The sequence below is a fragment of the Vibrio ruber DSM 16370 genome, from assembly GCF_900163965.1.
GTDB lineage: Bacteria > Pseudomonadota > Gammaproteobacteria > Enterobacterales > Vibrionaceae > Vibrio > Vibrio ruber.
This window is the reverse complement of sequence record NZ_FULE01000006.1, coordinates 26,292-43,982: the sequence shown is the minus strand read 5'-3', so window position 1 is coordinate 43,982 and position 17,691 is coordinate 26,292. Positions and strand designations below refer to the sequence as shown.

The 17,691-nt window shown below is 46.0% G+C and carries 16 protein-coding genes; 2 read left to right on the top strand and 14 right to left on the bottom strand.

Going from position 1 to position 17,691, the window contains the following annotated elements; genetic code table 11:
* From rsfS to leuS, 4 genes are all read right to left on the bottom strand, one after another.
* The gene (gene rsfS, locus VR7878_RS01410; RefSeq protein ID WP_077332730.1) at positions 1-318 is read right to left on the bottom strand and encodes a ribosome silencing factor; all 318 of its coding nucleotides are present in this window, start codon (positions 316-318) and stop codon (positions 1-3) included.
* Between the two features lie 99 nt (positions 319-417).
* On the bottom strand, positions 418-1,443 hold the full coding sequence (gene holA, locus VR7878_RS01405) for a DNA polymerase III subunit delta (RefSeq protein WP_077332728.1): 1,026 nt from the start codon (positions 1,441-1,443) through the stop codon (positions 418-420).
* A gap of 18 nt (positions 1,444-1,461) precedes the next feature.
* Positions 1,462-2,079, bottom strand: a complete 618-nt coding sequence (locus tag VR7878_RS01400) for an LPS-assembly lipoprotein LptE (RefSeq protein ID WP_077332726.1) — start codon at positions 2,077-2,079, stop codon at positions 1,462-1,464.
* A gap of 305 nt (positions 2,080-2,384) precedes the next feature.
* Positions 2,385-4,958 (bottom strand): leucine--tRNA ligase, encoded by a 2,574-nt coding sequence (gene leuS / locus VR7878_RS01395; RefSeq protein ID WP_077332724.1) that lies wholly within the window; start codon positions 4,956-4,958, stop codon positions 2,385-2,387.
* Positions 4,959-5,080: 122 nt separating this feature from the next.
* On the opposite strand from leuS, the gene VR7878_RS01390 reads away from it, so the two are divergent.
* On the top strand, positions 5,081-5,557 hold the full coding sequence (locus tag VR7878_RS01390) for a zinc ribbon-containing protein (protein ID WP_077332722.1): 477 nt from the start codon (positions 5,081-5,083) through the stop codon (positions 5,555-5,557).
* A gap of 18 nt (positions 5,558-5,575) precedes the next feature.
* Here VR7878_RS01390 and lnt read toward each other — a convergent pair whose 3' ends face one another.
* The 5 genes from lnt to miaB form a co-directional block, all read right to left on the bottom strand.
* Complete coding sequence (gene lnt / locus VR7878_RS01385) at positions 5,576-7,093, bottom strand: apolipoprotein N-acyltransferase (RefSeq protein WP_077332720.1); 1,518 nt, start codon at positions 7,091-7,093, stop codon at positions 5,576-5,578.
* A gap of 48 nt (positions 7,094-7,141) precedes the next feature.
* Positions 7,142-8,017 carry a CNNM family magnesium/cobalt transport protein CorC gene (corC, locus tag VR7878_RS01380; RefSeq protein ID WP_077332718.1) on the bottom strand — a complete coding sequence of 292 codons (876 nt, stop codon included), beginning with the start codon at positions 8,015-8,017 and terminating at the stop codon, positions 7,142-7,144.
* 75 nt (positions 8,018-8,092) lie between these two features.
* Positions 8,093-8,557, bottom strand: a complete 465-nt coding sequence (ybeY, locus tag VR7878_RS01375) for an rRNA maturation RNase YbeY (protein ID WP_077332716.1) — start codon at positions 8,555-8,557, stop codon at positions 8,093-8,095.
* The gene (locus VR7878_RS01370; protein ID WP_077332714.1) at positions 8,554-9,651 is read right to left on the bottom strand and encodes a PhoH family protein; all 1,098 of its coding nucleotides are present in this window, start codon (positions 9,649-9,651) and stop codon (positions 8,554-8,556) included. The genes ybeY and VR7878_RS01370 overlap by 4 nt, the downstream gene beginning before the upstream one ends.
* A gap of 70 nt (positions 9,652-9,721) precedes the next feature.
* A complete protein-coding gene (gene miaB, locus VR7878_RS01365) occupies positions 9,722-11,146 on the bottom strand; it encodes a tRNA (N6-isopentenyl adenosine(37)-C2)-methylthiotransferase MiaB (RefSeq protein ID WP_077332712.1) in 1,425 nt (474 codons plus the stop codon).
* Positions 11,147-11,443: 297 nt separating this feature from the next.
* On the opposite strand from miaB, the gene VR7878_RS01360 reads away from it, so the two are divergent.
* Positions 11,444-12,601, top strand: a complete 1,158-nt coding sequence (locus tag VR7878_RS01360; RefSeq protein WP_077332710.1) for a 2-octaprenyl-3-methyl-6-methoxy-1,4-benzoquinol hydroxylase — start codon at positions 11,444-11,446, stop codon at positions 12,599-12,601.
* Between the two features lie 94 nt (positions 12,602-12,695).
* Here the strand turns inward: VR7878_RS01360 and crr are convergent, their stop codons facing one another.
* The 5 genes from crr to cysZ all read right to left on the bottom strand — a co-directional run bounded on the left by crr (position 12,696) and on the right by cysZ (position 17,623).
* A complete protein-coding gene (gene crr / locus VR7878_RS01355; protein ID WP_059120279.1) occupies positions 12,696-13,205 on the bottom strand; it encodes a PTS glucose transporter subunit IIA in 510 nt (169 codons plus the stop codon).
* Positions 13,206-13,305: 100 nt separating this feature from the next.
* Positions 13,306-15,033 carry a phosphoenolpyruvate-protein phosphotransferase PtsI gene (gene ptsI / locus VR7878_RS01350; RefSeq protein WP_077332708.1) on the bottom strand — a complete coding sequence of 576 codons (1,728 nt, stop codon included), beginning with the start codon at positions 15,031-15,033 and terminating at the stop codon, positions 13,306-13,308.
* 139 nt (positions 15,034-15,172) lie between these two features.
* Positions 15,173-15,430, bottom strand: a complete 258-nt coding sequence (locus VR7878_RS01345) for an HPr family phosphocarrier protein (RefSeq protein WP_021019443.1) — start codon at positions 15,428-15,430, stop codon at positions 15,173-15,175.
* A gap of 232 nt (positions 15,431-15,662) precedes the next feature.
* Positions 15,663-16,631: a cysteine synthase A gene (gene cysK, locus VR7878_RS01340; RefSeq protein ID WP_077332706.1), complete on the bottom strand. Its 969-nt coding sequence runs from the start codon at positions 16,629-16,631 to the stop codon at positions 15,663-15,665.
* Between the two features lie 248 nt (positions 16,632-16,879).
* Positions 16,880-17,623, bottom strand: coding sequence for a sulfate transporter CysZ (gene cysZ / locus VR7878_RS01335; protein ID WP_077332704.1), 744 nt, complete (start codon positions 17,621-17,623; stop codon positions 16,880-16,882).
* Positions 17,624-17,691 lie beyond the last annotated feature (68 nt).

The window sequence follows — 17,691 nt, the reverse complement described above, 5'->3', positions numbered from 1 at the left end:
TTAGCTCCAGAGTTTTTCAAGCTGATAGAGCGAGCGTTGTTCTTCCTGCATGACGTGCAACATCGATGTGCCCATATCCAGAACGACCCATTCTCCCTCTGATTCACCTTCAATTCCGAGGGGGGACATGCCTAATTTTTTGGCTTCGCTGGCGACATGGTTCGCAATCGATGACACATGACGTTTTGATGTGCCGGTACAGATCACCATATAGTCCGTGACACTTGAGATCCCGGTTACATGAAGTGCGGTAATATTTTCAGCCTTCATATCATCTGCTTTATCAACTAAAAAATTTTTCAGCTCTTCGTGTTGCAATGAAATTTCCTCTCACTTGTTCTTTTTTAAACGATTTATTTTTATCGGCAGATTTGAATCACTCAAGTTTTTCAAACCTATTTAAAGTATATCATGCTTTTAATCAGGCAAAGCGGGTGTCAAACCGGCTTGGGTAAATTGCAAACTGAATGCTTGCAGTAACGGCCACGGATTGACGTCATAACGCGTTTTTACTGACAGTTCAATATGACTTAGGGTTTGGATCAGCATGTATAGTTGATCTGCACTGAGTCGGTTTAATGCATTCACATACAGCGAACGCTTATTTTTCCAGATTCGATGTTTATCCATCAGTGTATGCAGCGATGCGTCTTGCTGTTGCGCATGAAGGGTCGTCAGTAAACGCAATTCTTTCTGCACTGAACGTAACAGTAATACCGGCTCAGTCCCTTCGGCTTCGAGCTGACGCAAAATGCGCTGACACCGGTTGGATTTGCCGTCCAGTAAAGCATCCGTCCAGTTGTAGACGGTGAAATGGTTATGCCGGGACAGGGAAGCTTCGACTCGGATTAGTGTCAGCTGACCATCCGGATAGAGTAGTGCCAGTTTTTCCAGACTCTGAGCAAGCGCCAGCAGATTTCCCTCATGCCATTGTGCCAACATTTGTAAGGCTTCCGGGTCGGGAGTCAGTTTTAGCTTCCGGCAGCGTTGCATGACAAATTGCGGCAGACGGTTGAGATCAGGTGTCAGGCAGTTGACCAGACAACCTTGTGTGGCTAGTGCTTTAAACCATTTGGTATTTTCTTGTGCTTTGGTGAGTTTATTGCCGATCACTACCAGAATCGTATCCGGATGTAGCATATCTCCCAGCGCCAGCAGCTGTCCCGTTAATTGGGCGTTCATATTGCCGTCCGGGAGTGTCAACTCGACCAATTGCTGGTTTGAAAACAGACTAAACGCCTGAAAATGATCAAAGACTTGCTGCCAGTCCAGAGTACTGTCCGCCTGATAGCGGTAGATTTCAGTAAATCCTAGTGCTTTGGCTTTCTGAGCAATTGAGAGCCGGGATTCTTGCAATAATAACGGTTCATTTCCGAATAGGAGATAAACAGGCATCAATTGATGTTGAAGATGTTCCGGCAATTTTTCCGCAAATATACGCATCAAAATCTCAGTCAAACTCTATTGGCTTATCGTGTGTTGTTCCGTTGCAACCTCAGTGGTTGATACATGACTATTGCTGTGATCACTCTGCTTAGACATGTTACGTGAACGCTCTGACCGTTCAGATAATGTCAGGTCTGGTTTTAACCTTGCCATGAGGCGAATAATCTGAGATGAAGCCAGTTGACGCATCTCATCAATGAGCATCGAGCTTTCCATCGATTTCGCCAAGGCGGTTAACGGGTTGTCCAGATAACTCCGGGTGACCGTTGTAGTAAACGTCTTGGTGCCAACTTCGGGCACGGTAACCCGGAAAGTAGCATTGAGTGTCAGTTCTTTTTCCGCAGCGATGGTATTCTGATAAATCGAGAGTGTTCTCGATGAGATCGTTTCACTGACCAGATGTAAATTAGGAATGTCTTCAGCCGGTTCTACAATCTCAATCTCATTCAGTCTCAGACGGTTTTTAACCATTCGGGTAAACTGACTGTATTGGTCATAACTGGTTACAGAGAGTTTATCTAAAGCTTCCGGAACATCATAATCTCCCCGTAAATGAAAACCGCAGGCAGTCAACGAGACTGTCAGCAATGTCAGGAAAATATGGCGTAGTAATGAGGGATGAAGTGAACGCATTCGAGTCCTATTTTAATCAATTGAACAGAGATAGTTTCAGACTATCACACCACGGCGATAAACCATCGCAGATATGAAATACCCTATCCTTGAATCACCAGAGTCAGTAAACATCATCAATGTCTGTTTACTGACTCGCATTCAGTGATTTAGTTCATCACAAATGAAGATGCGGCGTTATTCTCTGAGAGCGCCCATCTCTTTGGTCATGTACAGTTATGGTAACTTAGTCGCATTTACAAAGTGCAGTGGTTAACCAGCGAATTCATTTATAACATGCAACTCGCGGTTAACCTACAGCCTGATTAGTTTGCCACAATGCTCAGTAGTTTACCCGGAACATAGATCACTTTCCGGATCGTCAAACCATCCGTAAATTTCTGTACATTTTCGTCCTGAAGTCCCAATGCTTCAACTTGTTCCTGGGGTGCGTCCGCGGCAACGGTCAGTTTGCCACGTACCTTGCCATTGACTTGCAGAACAATCAGTTTTTCATCTTCGACCAGCGCTTTGTCATCGTAAGTCGGCCAAGGGGCATGATCGAGATCTGCTCCCCCTAAAGCTTGCCACATTTCGAAGCAGATATGCGGTGTAATTGGTGACAGCATCACGACAATTGCTTTGAGTGCTTCATCCAGTATGGCGCGATCCTGAGAACTTTCCTGAGGTGCTTTGCCTAACTTATTCATCAATTCCATAATTGCGGCAATCGCGGTATTGAAAGTTTGGCGGCGCTCGACATCGTCAGTGACTTTTGCGATCGTTTTATGGACTTCCCGGCGGAGTGCTTTCTGTTCATTATTCAGAGATTGCGGCTCAACAGCAGCGGCTTCCCCCTGATTGGTGTGCTCAAGTACCAGTTTCCAGACACGCTTCAAGAAGCGGTTTGCCCCTTCAACGCCCGATTCCTGCCATTCCAGCGTCATATCAGCAGGGGAGGCAAACATCATAAACAGCCGAACCGTGTCTGCACCGTATTTATCAACCATTTCTTGAGGATCGATACCGTTGTTTTTCGATTTCGACATTTTAACCATGCCGGAGTGTTCTACCTGGCGCCCTTTGGCATCGACAGCGGAGGTGATACGGCCTTTACCGTCACGCTCAATTTTAACCTCTGTGGGTGAAACCCACTCTTTGCCGCCTTTTTCATTCTGGTAGCTGAATGCGTCAGCCAGAACCATCCCTTGGCACAACAATTTCTTAAATGGTTCATCAGAAGTGATATAACCGGCGTCACGCAACAGTTTATGGAAGAAACGCGAATAAAGCAGGTGCATACAGGCATGTTCAATCCCACCGACGTATTGATCGACAGGTAACCAATAGTTGGCTTGATCTGTATCTACAATTTGATCTGCTTGCGGTGAACAGTAACGGGCGTAATACCATGAGGATTCCATAAAGGTATCAAACGTATCGGTTTCACGGAGTGCCGGTTGACCGTTATAAGTTGTTTCAGCCCATGTTTTGTCTGCTTTAATTGGGCTGGTTACCCCATCCATCACTACATCTTCCGGGAGCAGTACGGGTAATTGATCAGCCGGTACCGGGTGAACTTCGCCGTCTTGCGTGGTGACCATCGGAATTGGAGCCCCCCAGTAACGCTGGCGAGAAACCCCCCAGTCACGTAAGCGGAAGTTAACCGTCTTATGACCTTTACCTTGTGATTCGAGTTTGGCCGCAATGGCATTCAGTGCTTGGTCGAAGTCCAGTCCGTCAAATTCACCGGAATTAAACAAAATGCCTTTTTCGGTATAGGCGGCTTCGGTCACATCAAGAGCGCTTCCGTCAGCAGGTTGAATTACCGGCTGGATATCCAGACCATATTTGGTCGCAAATTCGAAGTCACGCTGATCGTGTGCCGGAACAGCCATAACTGCCCCCGTGCCGTAATCCATCAGGACGAAATTGGCAATGTAGACGGGGACTTCACGTCCGTTGAGCGGATGAATGGCTTTGAGACCCGTGTCGATCCCTTTCTTCTCCATGGTTGCCAGCTCGGCTTCTGCAACTTTGGTGTTTTTACATTCTTCAATGAATTGTTCAATTGCCGGGTTATTCTGAGCGGCAATAGCAGCGAGCGGGTGACCAGCAGCGATACCGACATAGGTGACACCCATCAAGGTATCCGGACGAGTGGTGTAGACTTCCAGTGCACCATAGTTTGGCACATCAAACTGTAGTTCAACCCCTTCCGAGCGGCCAATCCAGTTACGCTGCATGGTTTTTACCATTTCCGGCCAGCCGTCCAGATTGTCCAGATCGTCAAGCAGTTCCTGCGCGTAAGCGGTGATTTTGATAAACCATTGCGGGATTTCTTTCTGTTCGACCGGGGTATCACAACGCCAGCAACAACCGTTCTCGACCTGCTCATTTGCCAGAACAGTCTGATCGGTCGGGCACCAGTTCACCGACGAAGTCTTTTTATATACCAAACCTTGCTCATATAGTTTGGTGAAGAATTCTTGTTCCCAGCGATAGTATTCAGGGCGGCAGGTCGCAAATTCCCGGTTCCAGTCATACCCGAATCCCAGTAATTTTAACTGGTTCTTCATGTATTCGATGTTTTCATAGGTCCATGGCGCCGGGGCGGTTTTATTCTTGACTGCTGCATTTTCAGCCGGAAGACCGAATGCGTCCCATCCGATTGGCTGCATGACATTTTTGCCTTGCAGGCGTTGAAAGCGGGAAATCACATCACCGATCGTGTAATTACGTACATGTCCCATGTGCAGTCGGCCACTTGGATACGGAAACATAGATAAACAGTAAAATTTTTCTTTGCTAGGATCTTCTGTAACAGTGAAGGTTTTGTTACTTTCCCAATACGCTTGAACTTTGGGCTCAATTTCTTGTGGATTATATTGTTCTTGCATCGATGGTGTCCGATTATCTTGGAATTTGTGAGTTCAGTTAGAACAGGTACGAATAGATCGACATAGAATACCTAAAGCGAGAGTACACAACAATAGTCAATCGAGTCTGGAAGAGGTTTGTCATGTCAAAACATAAATCGGGATATGAAACTCTGTTACAAGAAGTGGTCGAAACCGTCAAGCAGAGCCCGGAAGGGTTGCAAAATGCCATAGAAACATCGGAAAAAGTCGTCCAGGCAGCATCCGATATGACGAAAGATGAATTGGCACTGATTTCTGCCTATATGAAAGCTGATTTGCATGAATTTGCTGAGCATTACGAGGAAAGCAAAAGTGGTCCTTTTTCTGTGATGATCTCTAATTCAGTCTGGGAAGCGCTGGCATCGGTGACTGACAGAACGGCTGTTGAGTGGGCGGAGCTGCATCATGAACTGGAGCATCAGGGGACATACCAAGCCGGTGATGTGATAGGACTTGGGGTTCTGGTTTGTGATCGGTGTGGTCATAAAATGGAATACAACCACCCGACAGAAATTATCCCTTGCATGAGTTGTGGTCATGATCAATTCAGCCGCGTTTCTGTTCATTCAAAGGCGTAAATGAAGGCTGAACTATGTTCACTCGTCGCGTGAGCGGCGGGTGAGTAATCCTAAACATAAGCTCAATGCTATCCAGCCATACAGGGGCCATGAGCCCAACCGGCGGTAAGGTGTTTCCCCTTGGGTCGGTGTCAATGTTGCTTTGAGAACCCCGGCTTCAAATTGCGGCAACCGATAAGTGATCTTTCCCCGGTAGTCGGTAATGGCAGTCACGCCATTATTGGTTGAACGAATCAGGGGGATTCCCAATTCCAGAGCCCGCATTCTGGCGATTTCCATATGCTGGAGCGGACCGATAGAGCGGCCGAACCAGGCATCGTTGGATAAAGTCAGCAGAAAGTCGGTCTGATCGGTGATGTTTTCCCGGATCTGTTCATTAAATACGATTTCATAACATAATGCTGCAACGAAGAAGCGACCATTAGCCTGAATATTGGGTTGAATATACGGCCCCGGAGAAAATGAAGACATCGGCAGATTGAACAAGGGTGCCAATGGTCTTAGCCATTGTTCAAACGGAACAAACTCACCAAATGGCAGCAGGTGGTGTTTCTCATATTTAGGTCTGTTGGCGCTGGGGTATGCCGGCGTTCCCTGACCGAGTGCCAGAATACTGTTATAGAAGGTTTGCTTATCGGGGCGGGATAATATCCCTGTAAGCAGCGCTGAGTGATTTTCTCTGGCAAGTCCATCCAGAGTGCTGAGATATTCCGGTAATTCGTGCTCAAAAGCCGGAATCGCCGCTTCCGGCCAGATAATAATATCTGCATCCCAATTTTCTTGCGTGTAATCCGCATATTTCATCAGTGTCGGCCAGCGCTCGCTGGGACGCCATTTGAGGGCTTGATCGATATTGCCTTGAACAAGCGCAACGGTTGTCTGGCGAGCGGGCTGCGGTGACACCCACTGAACAGCATTGAGGCACACAGCAACCCCGTAAATTCCGAATGGAATGAGTAGGGCAAGCCATTGCCGTTGCAAGGTGAGATATGTCATTGCAGCGGAGATAACTGCAATTGCCAGTGTGACCAGTTCAACGCCACCGATGGGGGCATAATTTGCCAAAGGCGTATCAATTTGACTGTACCCCAGCCAAAGCCACGGAAATCCGGTAAACACCCAGCCCCGTAGCCATTCACTGATGAGCCACAGGGCAGGGATGACCAATAAATAGCGCTGCGCAGATGCCCGAGGAAAGTATCGGTTTAAAACGCAACCAAATAGCGCCGGATAAAGTGCCAGATAAGCAGAAAGCAATCCCATCAGCAAGATACTAACGACCTTCGGCACACCGCCAAACGTATCAATACTGACATGAATCCAGTAGACCCCGTGGCCGAAAAAACCGAGCCCCCAGAATAATCCGGTGAGAAACGCTTGTTTGGCCGAGCGTTGATGCAACAGGAGAAATAAAAAATACAGGGAGAAAAATGCTAGTGGCCACCAAGCGTAGGGCGCAAAAGAAAATGAGCCGATAGCACCAGAAAAAACGGCCATCAGCGGCCGTGTAAAACGAGAATAGTTTGAATGAGACATCAGCTTATTATTATTTTGCTCGCGGGAGAATGATTACTGATTATATTACTATTCTTGAAACTCTTCTGAAACGGTTTCAATGTCAGGAATTGTGACTTGTAGCTGGACAACACGCCGATTATCCGCACTGGTCACTTTGAACTGATAGTCAGCCAGTTGCACTACTTCTCCGCGTTCAGGGAGGTGGCCGAATGCAGTCATGACCAGCCCGCCAACGGTGTCTACTTCCTCATCACTGAAGTTTGCACCGAATGTCTGATTAAAATCTTCAATTGTCGTCAGTGCATTGATAGAGAAAGTATGCTTACTGAGTTTACGGATATCCTGCTGTTCTTCATCATCGGTTTCATCTTCGATATCTCCGACAATTTCTTCCAGTATATCTTCGATGGTCACAAGCCCGGACACGCCACCAAATTCATCGACAACAATCGCCATGTGGTAGCGTTCTTCCCGGAACTCTTTCAATAACCGGTCAACACGCTTACTTTCAGGTACGATGACTGCAGGGCGGATGACCTCATCAATATGGAATGGTGTACATGTGGAACCGAGATATTTGAGCAGATCTTTTGCCAGCAAAATACCATCGACATGGTCTTTATCTTCACTAATGATTGGATACCGTGAGTGCTGGGCATCGGTGATTAAGGTGATGAGTTTGTCGAGAGAGGCATCTCTGTCAATCGTCACCATTTGGTAGCGGGGGATCATGATATCCCGAACCCGCATTTCAGATATCTGAATGACCCCTTCCAACATTGCTTTTGTGTCGTGGTCGATCAGGTCATTGATTTCCGAATCTCGGATAACTTCTACTAATTCCTGTCGATCTTTGGGGTCGCCCTGAAAAAGCTGACCTAAACGTCCGAAAAAGGACTTCCTACTCGGACCTTCAGAATTCTGCGAATTGTCTTCGTTCATTGTTACTCTATTCAGTCACGCTATCAGACGTGTGATAGCACACATCGTAGAACAGGGGGGTGTGGATGGCCTGTTCTACTGTTTCTCTGTTAAATATGGGTCTTGATATCCCAATTTCAACATGATTTCTGTTTCGAGTGACTCCATTTCTACAGCTTCGTCATCGTCGATATGATCATAACCTAACAGATGAAGGCTACCATGTACAACCATATGCGCCCAATGAGCGGGCAACGGCTTATGCTGCTCATCGGATTCTTGTTCAACAACTTCGCGGCAAATGACCAGATCGCCTAACAGATCCAGTGTCACACCCGGTGGTGATTCAAACGGAAATGACAGTACATTGGTCGGTTTGTCTTTCCCACGATATTGATAGTTTAGCTGCTGACTTTCAGCATGGTCAACAATCCGAATTGTGACCTCTGCCTCTGTCTGAAAAGGGGAGACCGCAGCCGTGAGCCAACGGGAAAAATCCGCTTCAGAGGGAATGGTTTCCGGATGTTCTACTGCAACTTGTAAATCAAGCACAATACTCATGACTGGTCAGACTCCGGTACGGTTGGTGACGTGTTTTGTTGCTCTTCCGCTGCGCGGTTTTGTTGTGCTTCGCGACGTCTTTTTTCGTACTCTTTGCGCTCTTTCTGATCCTGTGTTTCCCATTTTTCATAAGCATTGATGATTCGGGCAACAACCGGATGACGAACCACATCATCAGCCTGGAAGAAATTAAAGCTGATTTCATTGACATCATTGAGCACTTCTACCGCATGGCGTAGCCCTGATTTGGCACCACGAGGCAAGTCAATCTGAGTGACATCTCCGGTAATGACGGCTCTTGAATTGAAACCAATACGGGTCAGAAACATTTTCATCTGTTCGATCGTGGTATTCTGACTTTCATCTAAAATAATAAATGCATCATTGAGTGTCCGACCACGCATATAAGCGAGTGGTGCAACTTCAATTACATTTCTTTCAATCAGCTTCTCGACTCGCTCAAAGCCAAGCATTTCAAACAAAGCATCGTACAATGGGCGAAGGTATGGATCGACTTTCTGGCTGAGATCCCCCGGGAGAAAACCGAGTTTTTCACCGGCTTCAACTGCTGGACGGGTGAGCAGTATACGACGAATTTCTTGTCGTTCGAGTGCATCAACGGCAGCGGCAACGGCAAGATACGTTTTTCCTGTCCCGGCCGGACCAACCCCAAAAGTAATATCATGGGTCACCATGTTCATCAGATATTGTGCCTGATTCGGTGTTCTGGGTTTGATCATTCCTTTCTTCGTCTTGACGAAGACTTCTTTCCCGTGCTCGAAGGAAGGCTCGGCATTCTGTTCTAAAATACCGGACTCTTTGATTGCCAGATGAATCTGCTCCGGCTCAATATCGGGAATGTTCCCCCTGACCGGGGCGCTATTCACATAAAGTGTCTTGAGAATCTCGATGGCTGCCGTCGTGGTATGTGGTTTACCGACGACAGTGAAATGCTGGTTGCGGTAATTGATTTCAACGCCCAAACGACGTTCAAGTTGTTTGATATTATCGTCAAACGGTCCACACAGACTTGCAAGGCGACGGTTATCGGATGGTTCCAGGCTGATTTCCAGTGTGATAATTTTATTACTCAATGTGACCTCTCATGATGCCATCCCCGGGTTTCCGATTTGGACCGGAAACCGGATGGTGAATAGTTCGAGACTAAGGGGTAAAAGTCGCAACTCCCAGTTCATTTTCCCGACGTGTCTTTTGGATCATCTCCAGCGGAGATGTCACTATACGTAGATCCATTTCCTGCTCGGTACGGATTAACTCACCGCGCAGAGAGTTCGGGAAAACATCTACAATTTTGACATCAACAAACTGACCGATGAGGTCTGCGGAGCCTTCAAAATTCACGACACGATTATTTTCTGTTCTACCCCGTAATTCCATCAAATTCTTTTTCGATGGGCCTTCGACCAGAATACGTTGCTCAGTATCTAACATCAGCCGTGAGTAGCGCATCGCCTGGCTATTAATGGTTTGTTGTAACTCATACAAGCGTTCTTTCTTCACTTCTTCACTCAGATCACAAGGGTAATCTGCTGCCGGTGTACCCGGACGGGGAGAGAAGATGAAACTGAAACTCATATCAAAGTCTACATCCCGAATCAGTTTCATTGTGTCCTGAAAGTCTTTATCTGACTCCCCGGGGAAGCCAACAATAAAGTCAGAGCTGATTTGAATGTTCGGACGTGCTTTACGCAGTTTTCGAATGATAGATTTATATTCAATCGCCGTGTGTGGACGTTTCATCATGGTCAAAATGCGATCAGAACCACTTTGCACAGGAAGGTGCAAGAAACTCACTAATTCCGGCGTATCTTCGTAAACAGCAATAATATCGTCGGTAAATTCCAACGGATGACTGGTCGTGAAGCGGATCCGGTCGATACCGTCAATTGATGCGACCAAACGCAATAGTTCTGCAAATGAACAAATTTCACCATCATGTGTTGCACCGCGATAGGCATTGACGTTCTGGCCAAGCAGATTGACTTCACGTACACCCTGGTCGGCAAGTTGCGCAATTTCATACAGGACATCATCCATCGGGCGACTGACTTCTTCACCACGCGTGTATGGCACAACACAGTAAGTGCAATATTTTGAGCAACCTTCCATGATCGAAACATAAGCGGTTGCGCCATCAGCCCTTGGTTCCGGCAGACGGTCGAATTTTTCAATTTCTGGGAATGAAATGTCCATAACGGGCGCTTCGGCAGCTTGGGACTGCTTAATCATTTCCGGCAGGCGATGCAGGGTCTGTGGCCCGAATATCACGTCAACGAATGGGGCTCGTTCACGGATATGATCCCCTTCCTGAGTTGCGACACATCCGCCAACACCAATGACAACCCCTGGCTTTTTATCTTTTAAATTTTTCCAGCGACCTAATTGATGAAATACTTTCTCTTGAGCTTTTTCTCGGATTGAACAGGTATTCAATAGTAGGACATCTGCTTCCTCTGGTTCTTCTGTTAACTCATAGCCATTTGCTGCATTGAGTAGGTCGGCCATTTTGGATGAATCATATTCATTCATTTGGCAGCCCCAGGTTTTAATTAGCAGTTTCTTACTCATCTCACTTTCGCTCGTTTTGTCTGTCTGAATGCTTTGGAGCCTATGCCCCTAGTATATACCGAAATTACCGTACTGACGGTAAGCGGCGTATTGTACTGTTTTCAAAACCTGCTGACCAGTATTTAACACTGATCACAATATACAATGAAAACAGCCCCTCGTTGTTTGGCATGATTTCTTGTTAAATCATTCGTCATATCTTGGTCTTACAGAGTGAATGAGACAAAATCAGTTCTCAAGATGATTGTGAATCCGTACAATCACAGATGTCAAAATTAGTCATAAGTAGTCAGCATTATGGAAACATATCAAGTTGCTGTTGTCGGTGGTGGCATGGTCGGTGCGGCCTTAGCCTTGGGGCTGGCAAAGCAGGGTAAAAAAGTTGTTTTACTGGAAAGCCATCAGCCACAGCCTTTTGATGCCGCTCAGCCTATGGATGTTCGTGTGTCCGCTATCTCGATGGCTTCGGTCAAATTGCTCGAATCACTGGACGTGTGGGCACACATTGAATCCATGCGGGTCTGTCCCTACCGTCGGCTTGAAACGTGGGAATCTGTAGCGTGTCGAACCTGTTTTGATGCCGGTGACATCGGATTGATGCAACTGGGATACATGGTTGAGAATCGTATCATCCAGCTTGGTATATGGCAGGCTTTTCAGCAATATCCTAACCTGACGGTACAGTGTCCGAGTCGGTTAAAGCATATTGATTTTGGTGAGCAGGCGAATGACTTACACCTTGATAATGGTCAGAAGATTCAGGCTCAGTGGGTCATCGGTGCGGATGGTGCCCATTCTCAGGTGCGTGATTTTGCTCGTATCGGAGTCACCGCATGGGATTATCGTCAACACTGTATGCTGATTCATGTCAAGACGGCACTGCCACAACAGGATATCACCTGGCAACGCTTCTATCCCTCCGGTCCTCGTTCATTTTTACCGCTGAACGGACAGCAGGCGTCGCTTGTTTGGTACGACACTCCGCAACGGATTCGTCAGTTAAGTCAGTTACCTTCCATGCAACTGGCACAGGAAATCCATGCGCATTTTCCGGAAGAACTCGGTGAGATTGAAGTGGTTCAGCATGGCTCCTTTGCTTTAACACGACGACATGCACAGCAGTATGTTGCCAGGCGGTGTGCTTTGATTGGTGATGCCGCACATACCATCCATCCGCTTGCCGGACAAGGGGTCAATCTTGGTTTTAAAGATGTCATATGTTTGCTTGAACTGCTCTCAGAATCGAGTTCACCCGACGAAAGAGCTTTTGTGCGTTACGAACAGCGCAGAAGGCCGGATAATTTACTGATGCAAACAGGAATGGATATATTCTATAAAACTTTTAGCAATAGCCATACACCAGTCAAAATCGTTAGAAATGCCGCTTTAAAACTGGCAAATCATTCCGGGATGCTTAAAAAACAAGTGTTGCGTTATGCGATAGGTCTGTCGTGACAAGCAGAATCAGATATCGAGAGACATGACATATAAAAAACGCTGCTTTTGGGGCAGCGTTTAATGAATGAACATTCTCATTATGTTGTTGAGTTTATTTGGTCACACGTAGTACTGGTGTTTCACCAACAACAACTGAACCAGAGAGTTTGTTCAGTTCTTTGATTTCATCCATGTTTGAGATCACAACAGGCGTTAGCGTTGATTTTGCTTTCTCTTCTAGCAGAGCAAGATCAAATTCAATCACAGTGTCACCCGCTTTTACAGGTTGACCTTCTTCTGCGATACGCTTGAAACCTTCGCCTTTCAGTTCAACAGTATCGATACCGAAGTGAACGAACAACTCGACACCATCTTCTGATTCAATAGAAAATGCATGATTGGTTTCGAAGATTTTACCAATTGTGCCGTTCACAGGAGCGACCATCTTATCTCCAGATGGTTTGATAGCAATGCCATCTCCAACGATTTTTTCAGCGAAAACGACATCAGGCACATCTTCAATATTTACGATTTCACCGGATAGCGGTGCAATAATTTCAATTGCGCCTGTGTCAGCACTGTCGTCAGATACTAACTTTTTAAGTTTGTCAAACAGCCCCATTGTGTCAGCTCCTAAAGTTTGAATTTATTCTTTCGGGTTATATTATACTAATGATATGCAGTAGGCGACCACTTTTGTTCGCCCACTGCAAATGCTTATATCATGATTGTGACTTTTCTGAGATAAACTTCTCTACACAAGCATCAATTTCCTCAGCAGTAGGGAGAGAAAGTGCTTCTTCCGCCATCGCTTTGACTGCTTGATAGTCTACTTCACGGATCACTTTTTTCACTTTCGGGATAGAGATTCCGCTCATTGAGAATTCATCAAGTCCCATACCCAAAAGAAGTAATGTTGCCCGTTCATCACCGGCTAGCTCACCACACATTCCCGTCCATTTGCCTTCAGCGTGAGAAGCATCAATCACTTGCTTAATCACATTCAGTACTGCCGGAGACAGAGGGTTATATAAGTGAGAAATCATTTCGTTGCCACGGTCAACGGCCAGCGTATATTGGGTCAGGTCGTTGGTACCGATGGAGAAAAATGCAACTTCTTTCGCCAGATGGTGAGCAATGGCTGCCGCAGCAGGGGTTTCAACCATCACGCCGATTTCGATCGATTCATCGAAATCATACTCTTCTTCACGTAGCTCAGCTTTATAGGTTTCAATCGCATCTTTCAGTTCGCGGATTTCTTCAACAGAAATAATCATCGGGAACATGATGCGTAGTTTACCGTGAGCGGATGCCCGCAGAATCGCACGAAGCTGATCGCGTAAAATTTCACGACGATCCAGACTGATTCGAATTGCACGCCAGCCAAGGAATGGGTTCATCTCTTTTGGCAAGTCCATATATGGCAAATCTTTGTCGCCACCGATATCCATAGTACGGATAATAACTGGCTCGCCATGCATGGATTCTGCAACTTCTTTATAGGCTTCGTACTGCTCTTGCTCGGTTGGCAGAGATGTGCGATCCATGAACAGGAATTCAGTCCGGTACAATCCGACACCTTCACCACCGTTACGTATCACACCGTCGCAGTCTTTCACTGTCCCGATGTTGCCGCAGACTTCAACGCGGTGTCCGTCGAGGGTTTCTGCAGGCAGATCTTTCAGTTTGGCCAGTTCTTCTTTTTCAGCAAAGAACTTTTCACGGACGTTTTTCGCTTCAGTCAATTCATCTTCTGAAGGATTAATGACGATCTTGTTGTTGATCGCATCGAGAATGAGCGTGTCGCCATTCTTAACATGTGTGGTGATATCATTGGTACCGACAACAGCGGGCAGTTCAAGTGAACGAGCCATGATCGATGTATGCGATGTTCTGCCACCGATGTCCGTTGCAAAACCTAACACGTAATCAAGGTTGATTTGTGCTGTTTCTGAAGGCGTCAGATCGTAGGCAACAAGGATAACTTGTTCATTGATCGCGCTCAGATTAACAATATGGATACCCAATGCATTTTTTACAAAGCGGCTACCGATATCGCGAATGTCTGTCGCTCGCTCTTTCAAATATTCGTCATCTAATGATTCCAGAGCCGTAGCCTGTTCTTCGATAACGGTATGAATTGCGTTGTCAGCATGGAGTTTATCATTTTTGATGAGGGCTAAAATTTCTTCTTCCAGCTCTTCATCTTCAAGCAGCATGATGTGGCCTTCGAAAATAGCTTCTTTTTCTTCGCCAAATGTCTCAAGCGCTTTTTGTTTAATCACTTCCAGCTGCGCTTTGGATTTATCGCGTGCGTCGTAGAATTTTTGTACCTCAGTTTCTACTTGTGCGTCTGAGATAGTGTTGGTGTTAAGGACGATTTCGTCTTCTTGAAGTAGTAATGCTTTACCGATAGCAATACCAGGAGATGCTAGGATGCCTGAAATCATAGCCATACCTTAAACTGGTCAATTTTATTGAGAGATTACAAAACTAAATGCTAACAGTATCGTTAGCATTTGTCATATATCGTGAACAAAAGCCATTCTACAATGATAGTAAAATGGCTCCAAAATTCAGTGCTTCGAATTATTCAAGGTGATCCATCAAAGCAACGAGGTGATCAACAGCTTGTTTCGCTTGAGCACCTTCAGCAGAGATGGTAACAACAGTACCTTTGACAAGGCCGAGTGTTTGTAGTTTGAATAGGCTTTTCGCACTGGCGCTTTTACCGTTTGAAGTGACTGTGATTTCAGCGTCAAATTCTTTTGCTTCTTTCACGAACTGTGCAGCAGGACGGGTGTGAAGGCCGTTTTCAGCAGTGATTTCTACTTGCTTCTCGTACATTGTATATACCCCAATTAAATTTATTTTTTTCTTAGTTTAGAACCAAATGAAGCTTAGCTGTTGTCATCTCATTCCGCTAGTTTGCGATCTGGGAGGAGTAGCCGTACTTCTTGTGTTCTTTATTTCGAACCTAAAAATAAAGCAAGTCTGATATTACCAAAGGCTGGGCAAGGATCAACAAAAAAGCCCCGATTCGGGGCTTTTTTCATAGAAAAATTGATTTCACCACATATTATTGTTGGTTCTCTTTCTCGGTAAATATCCCGGCAAATAGTGCGGTACTGAGGTAACGTTCACCAGAGCTTGGCAGAACTACAACGATAGTTTTTCCTTCAAATTCAGGAAGTTCTGCCAGACGATTAGCGGCAACAACTGCTGCACCGGAAGAGATTCCTGCAAGAATTCCTTCTTCTTCCATCAGGCGACGCGCCATGTCGATTGCATCTTCAGACGTAACGCGTTCAACACGGTCAATCAGCGATAAATCGAGGTTACCCGGAATAAAACCAGCCCCGATACCCTGAATTTTATGCGGTGCCGGTTTGATTTCTTCGCCGGCTAACGCCTGAGTAATTACGGGTGACTCTTCAGGTTCAACCGCAACGGAGATAATAGCTTTACCTTTCTCTCCTTTGATGTAGCGGCTGGTTCCTGTCAGTGTTCCGCCTGTGCCGACACCGGCAACGAATACATCCACTTCACCGTCGGTCGCATCCCAGATTTCCGGGCCAGTGGTTTTTTCATGAATTTCTGGGTTAGCCGGGTTATCAAACTGTTGCAGCAGCAAATATTTATCCGGATTACCGGCAACAATCTCTTCCGCTTTATTGATTGCACCTTTCATCCCTTTTGCTGCTTCGGTTAACTCGAGGTTTGCACCGAGTGCTTTTAGCAGTTTGCGACGTTCTAAACTCATCGACTCCGGCATTGTCAGGGTCAGTTTGTAACCCCGTGCAGCAGCAACAAACGCGAGTGCAATACCGGTATTACCGCTGGTTGGTTCAACAAGTTCAACACCCGGCTTGAGTTTGCCGGACTTTTCAGCTTCCCAGATCATGTTCGCACCGATACGACATTTGACGCTGAAACTTGGGTTACGGGATTCTATCTTAGCAAGTACGTTACCCTGACTAACTTTGTTCAGACGGACGAGCGGGGTGTTACCGATGGTCAGAGAGTTGTCTTCGAAAATCTTACTCATTGTTATATTCCTTTATTGCACATTTTCGTGTTGTTTTATCGAACGAAAACACGTTTTTTGTGGAGACCTGTAGAGCATAGGATGTCCGCTAATATGATGAAAGGATTAAAAAGTTATATCTTATAGGGGTTGATGAACTTTGCGGTTCAAGCAACATCACTTGGCTTGAAGGAATCACAATGTTCAATGTTCCGACCTATTTTGCTGCAATCATCCATTTGGTTATCATCCCTGTCGTTTTATCTCCGTCATTTGAGTGTTTCAGCTTTAAATTCATTGACCCACATGGCCGTCGCGCCGCAGACCGCTGCCGGCATGACAATTAAGTTGATAATCGGAATGGTAGTAAATACCGTAACCAGCATACCGAATCCGTAAGCGCGACCCTGTTTGCCTTTTAGTTGCATCCGCATGGTATTAAAGCTGACTTTGTGATTATCAAAAGGATAGTCACAATACTGGATTGCGAGCATCCAAGCCGTAAAAATGAACCAGACCAATGGTCCAATCGTTTGCCCGATTCCGGGAATCAACAGCAGAATAAACAAGCCAATCATCTTTGGAATGGTATAACGCAGCTTGCGCCATTCACGGGCAAAGACACGGGGAATATCTTTGAGAAAACTCCAGAAGCCTTCATTGTCTACGGAATGGCCATCGAGCAGCTTTTCAACTTTTTCAGCCAATAAGCCGTTGAACGGGGAAGCAATAATATTGGCAATCGCGCTGAAGAAATACATCGTTACAAAAAGTATCGACAGCACTGCCAGCGGCCAAATGATGTAATTCAGCCATGACAGAAAATCAGGCACATAAGACATCAGATGATCGAGCCAGGTTCCCATTTGTGTCAACACATAGTAGAGCGCGCCTCCGAGCAGGAGAATATTTGCCAGCAGCGGAAGTATCACAAATCTTCTGATCCCCGGGGTAACTGCCAGTTGCAAACCGAAGAAGAAATAGCCAAATCCTGAACGCTTTTTTAACGTCATTCTGTTTCCCTGTGTTGTTGTTGAAAATAAAGTGAGGCGTTTGGATGTATTCTAACTGACCCAACATA

What these genes read in the sequence shown, in the direction of transcription:
- leuS (WP_077332724.1), bottom strand. Translation starts at nt 4,958, where the DNA reads ATGCAAGAACAATATAATCCACAAGAAATTGAGCCCAAAGTTCAAGCG.
- holA (WP_077332728.1), bottom strand. Translation starts at nt 1,443, where the DNA reads ATGCGTATATTTGCGGAAAAATTGCCGGAACATCTTCAACATCAATTG.
- ybeY (WP_077332716.1), bottom strand. Translation starts at nt 8,557, where the DNA reads ATGAGTATTGTGCTTGATTTACAAGTTGCAGTAGAACATCCGGAAACC.
- corC (WP_077332718.1), bottom strand. Translation starts at nt 8,017, where the DNA reads ATGAACGAAGACAATTCGCAGAATTCTGAAGGTCCGAGTAGGAAGTCC.
- cysK (WP_077332706.1), bottom strand. Translation starts at nt 16,631, where the DNA reads ATGAGTAAGATTTTCGAAGACAACTCTCTGACCATCGGTAACACCCCG.
- VR7878_RS01400 (WP_077332726.1), bottom strand. Translation starts at nt 2,079, where the DNA reads ATGCGTTCACTTCATCCCTCATTACTACGCCATATTTTCCTGACATTG.
- VR7878_RS01360 (WP_077332710.1), top strand. Translation starts at nt 11,444, where the DNA reads ATGGAAACATATCAAGTTGCTGTTGTCGGTGGTGGCATGGTCGGTGCG.
- cysZ (WP_077332704.1), bottom strand. Translation starts at nt 17,623, where the DNA reads ATGACGTTAAAAAAGCGTTCAGGATTTGGCTATTTCTTCTTCGGTTTG.
- lnt (WP_077332720.1), bottom strand. Translation starts at nt 7,093, where the DNA reads ATGTCTCATTCAAACTATTCTCGTTTTACACGGCCGCTGATGGCCGTT.
- VR7878_RS01390 (WP_077332722.1), top strand. Translation starts at nt 5,081, where the DNA reads ATGTCAAAACATAAATCGGGATATGAAACTCTGTTACAAGAAGTGGTC.
- crr (WP_059120279.1), bottom strand. Translation starts at nt 13,205, where the DNA reads ATGGGGCTGTTTGACAAACTTAAAAAGTTAGTATCTGACGACAGTGCT.
- miaB (WP_077332712.1), bottom strand. Translation starts at nt 11,146, where the DNA reads ATGAGTAAGAAACTGCTAATTAAAACCTGGGGCTGCCAAATGAATGAA.
- ptsI (WP_077332708.1), bottom strand. Translation starts at nt 15,033, where the DNA reads ATGATTTCAGGCATCCTAGCATCTCCTGGTATTGCTATCGGTAAAGCA.
- VR7878_RS01345 (WP_021019443.1), bottom strand. Translation starts at nt 15,430, where the DNA reads ATGTACGAGAAGCAAGTAGAAATCACTGCTGAAAACGGCCTTCACACC.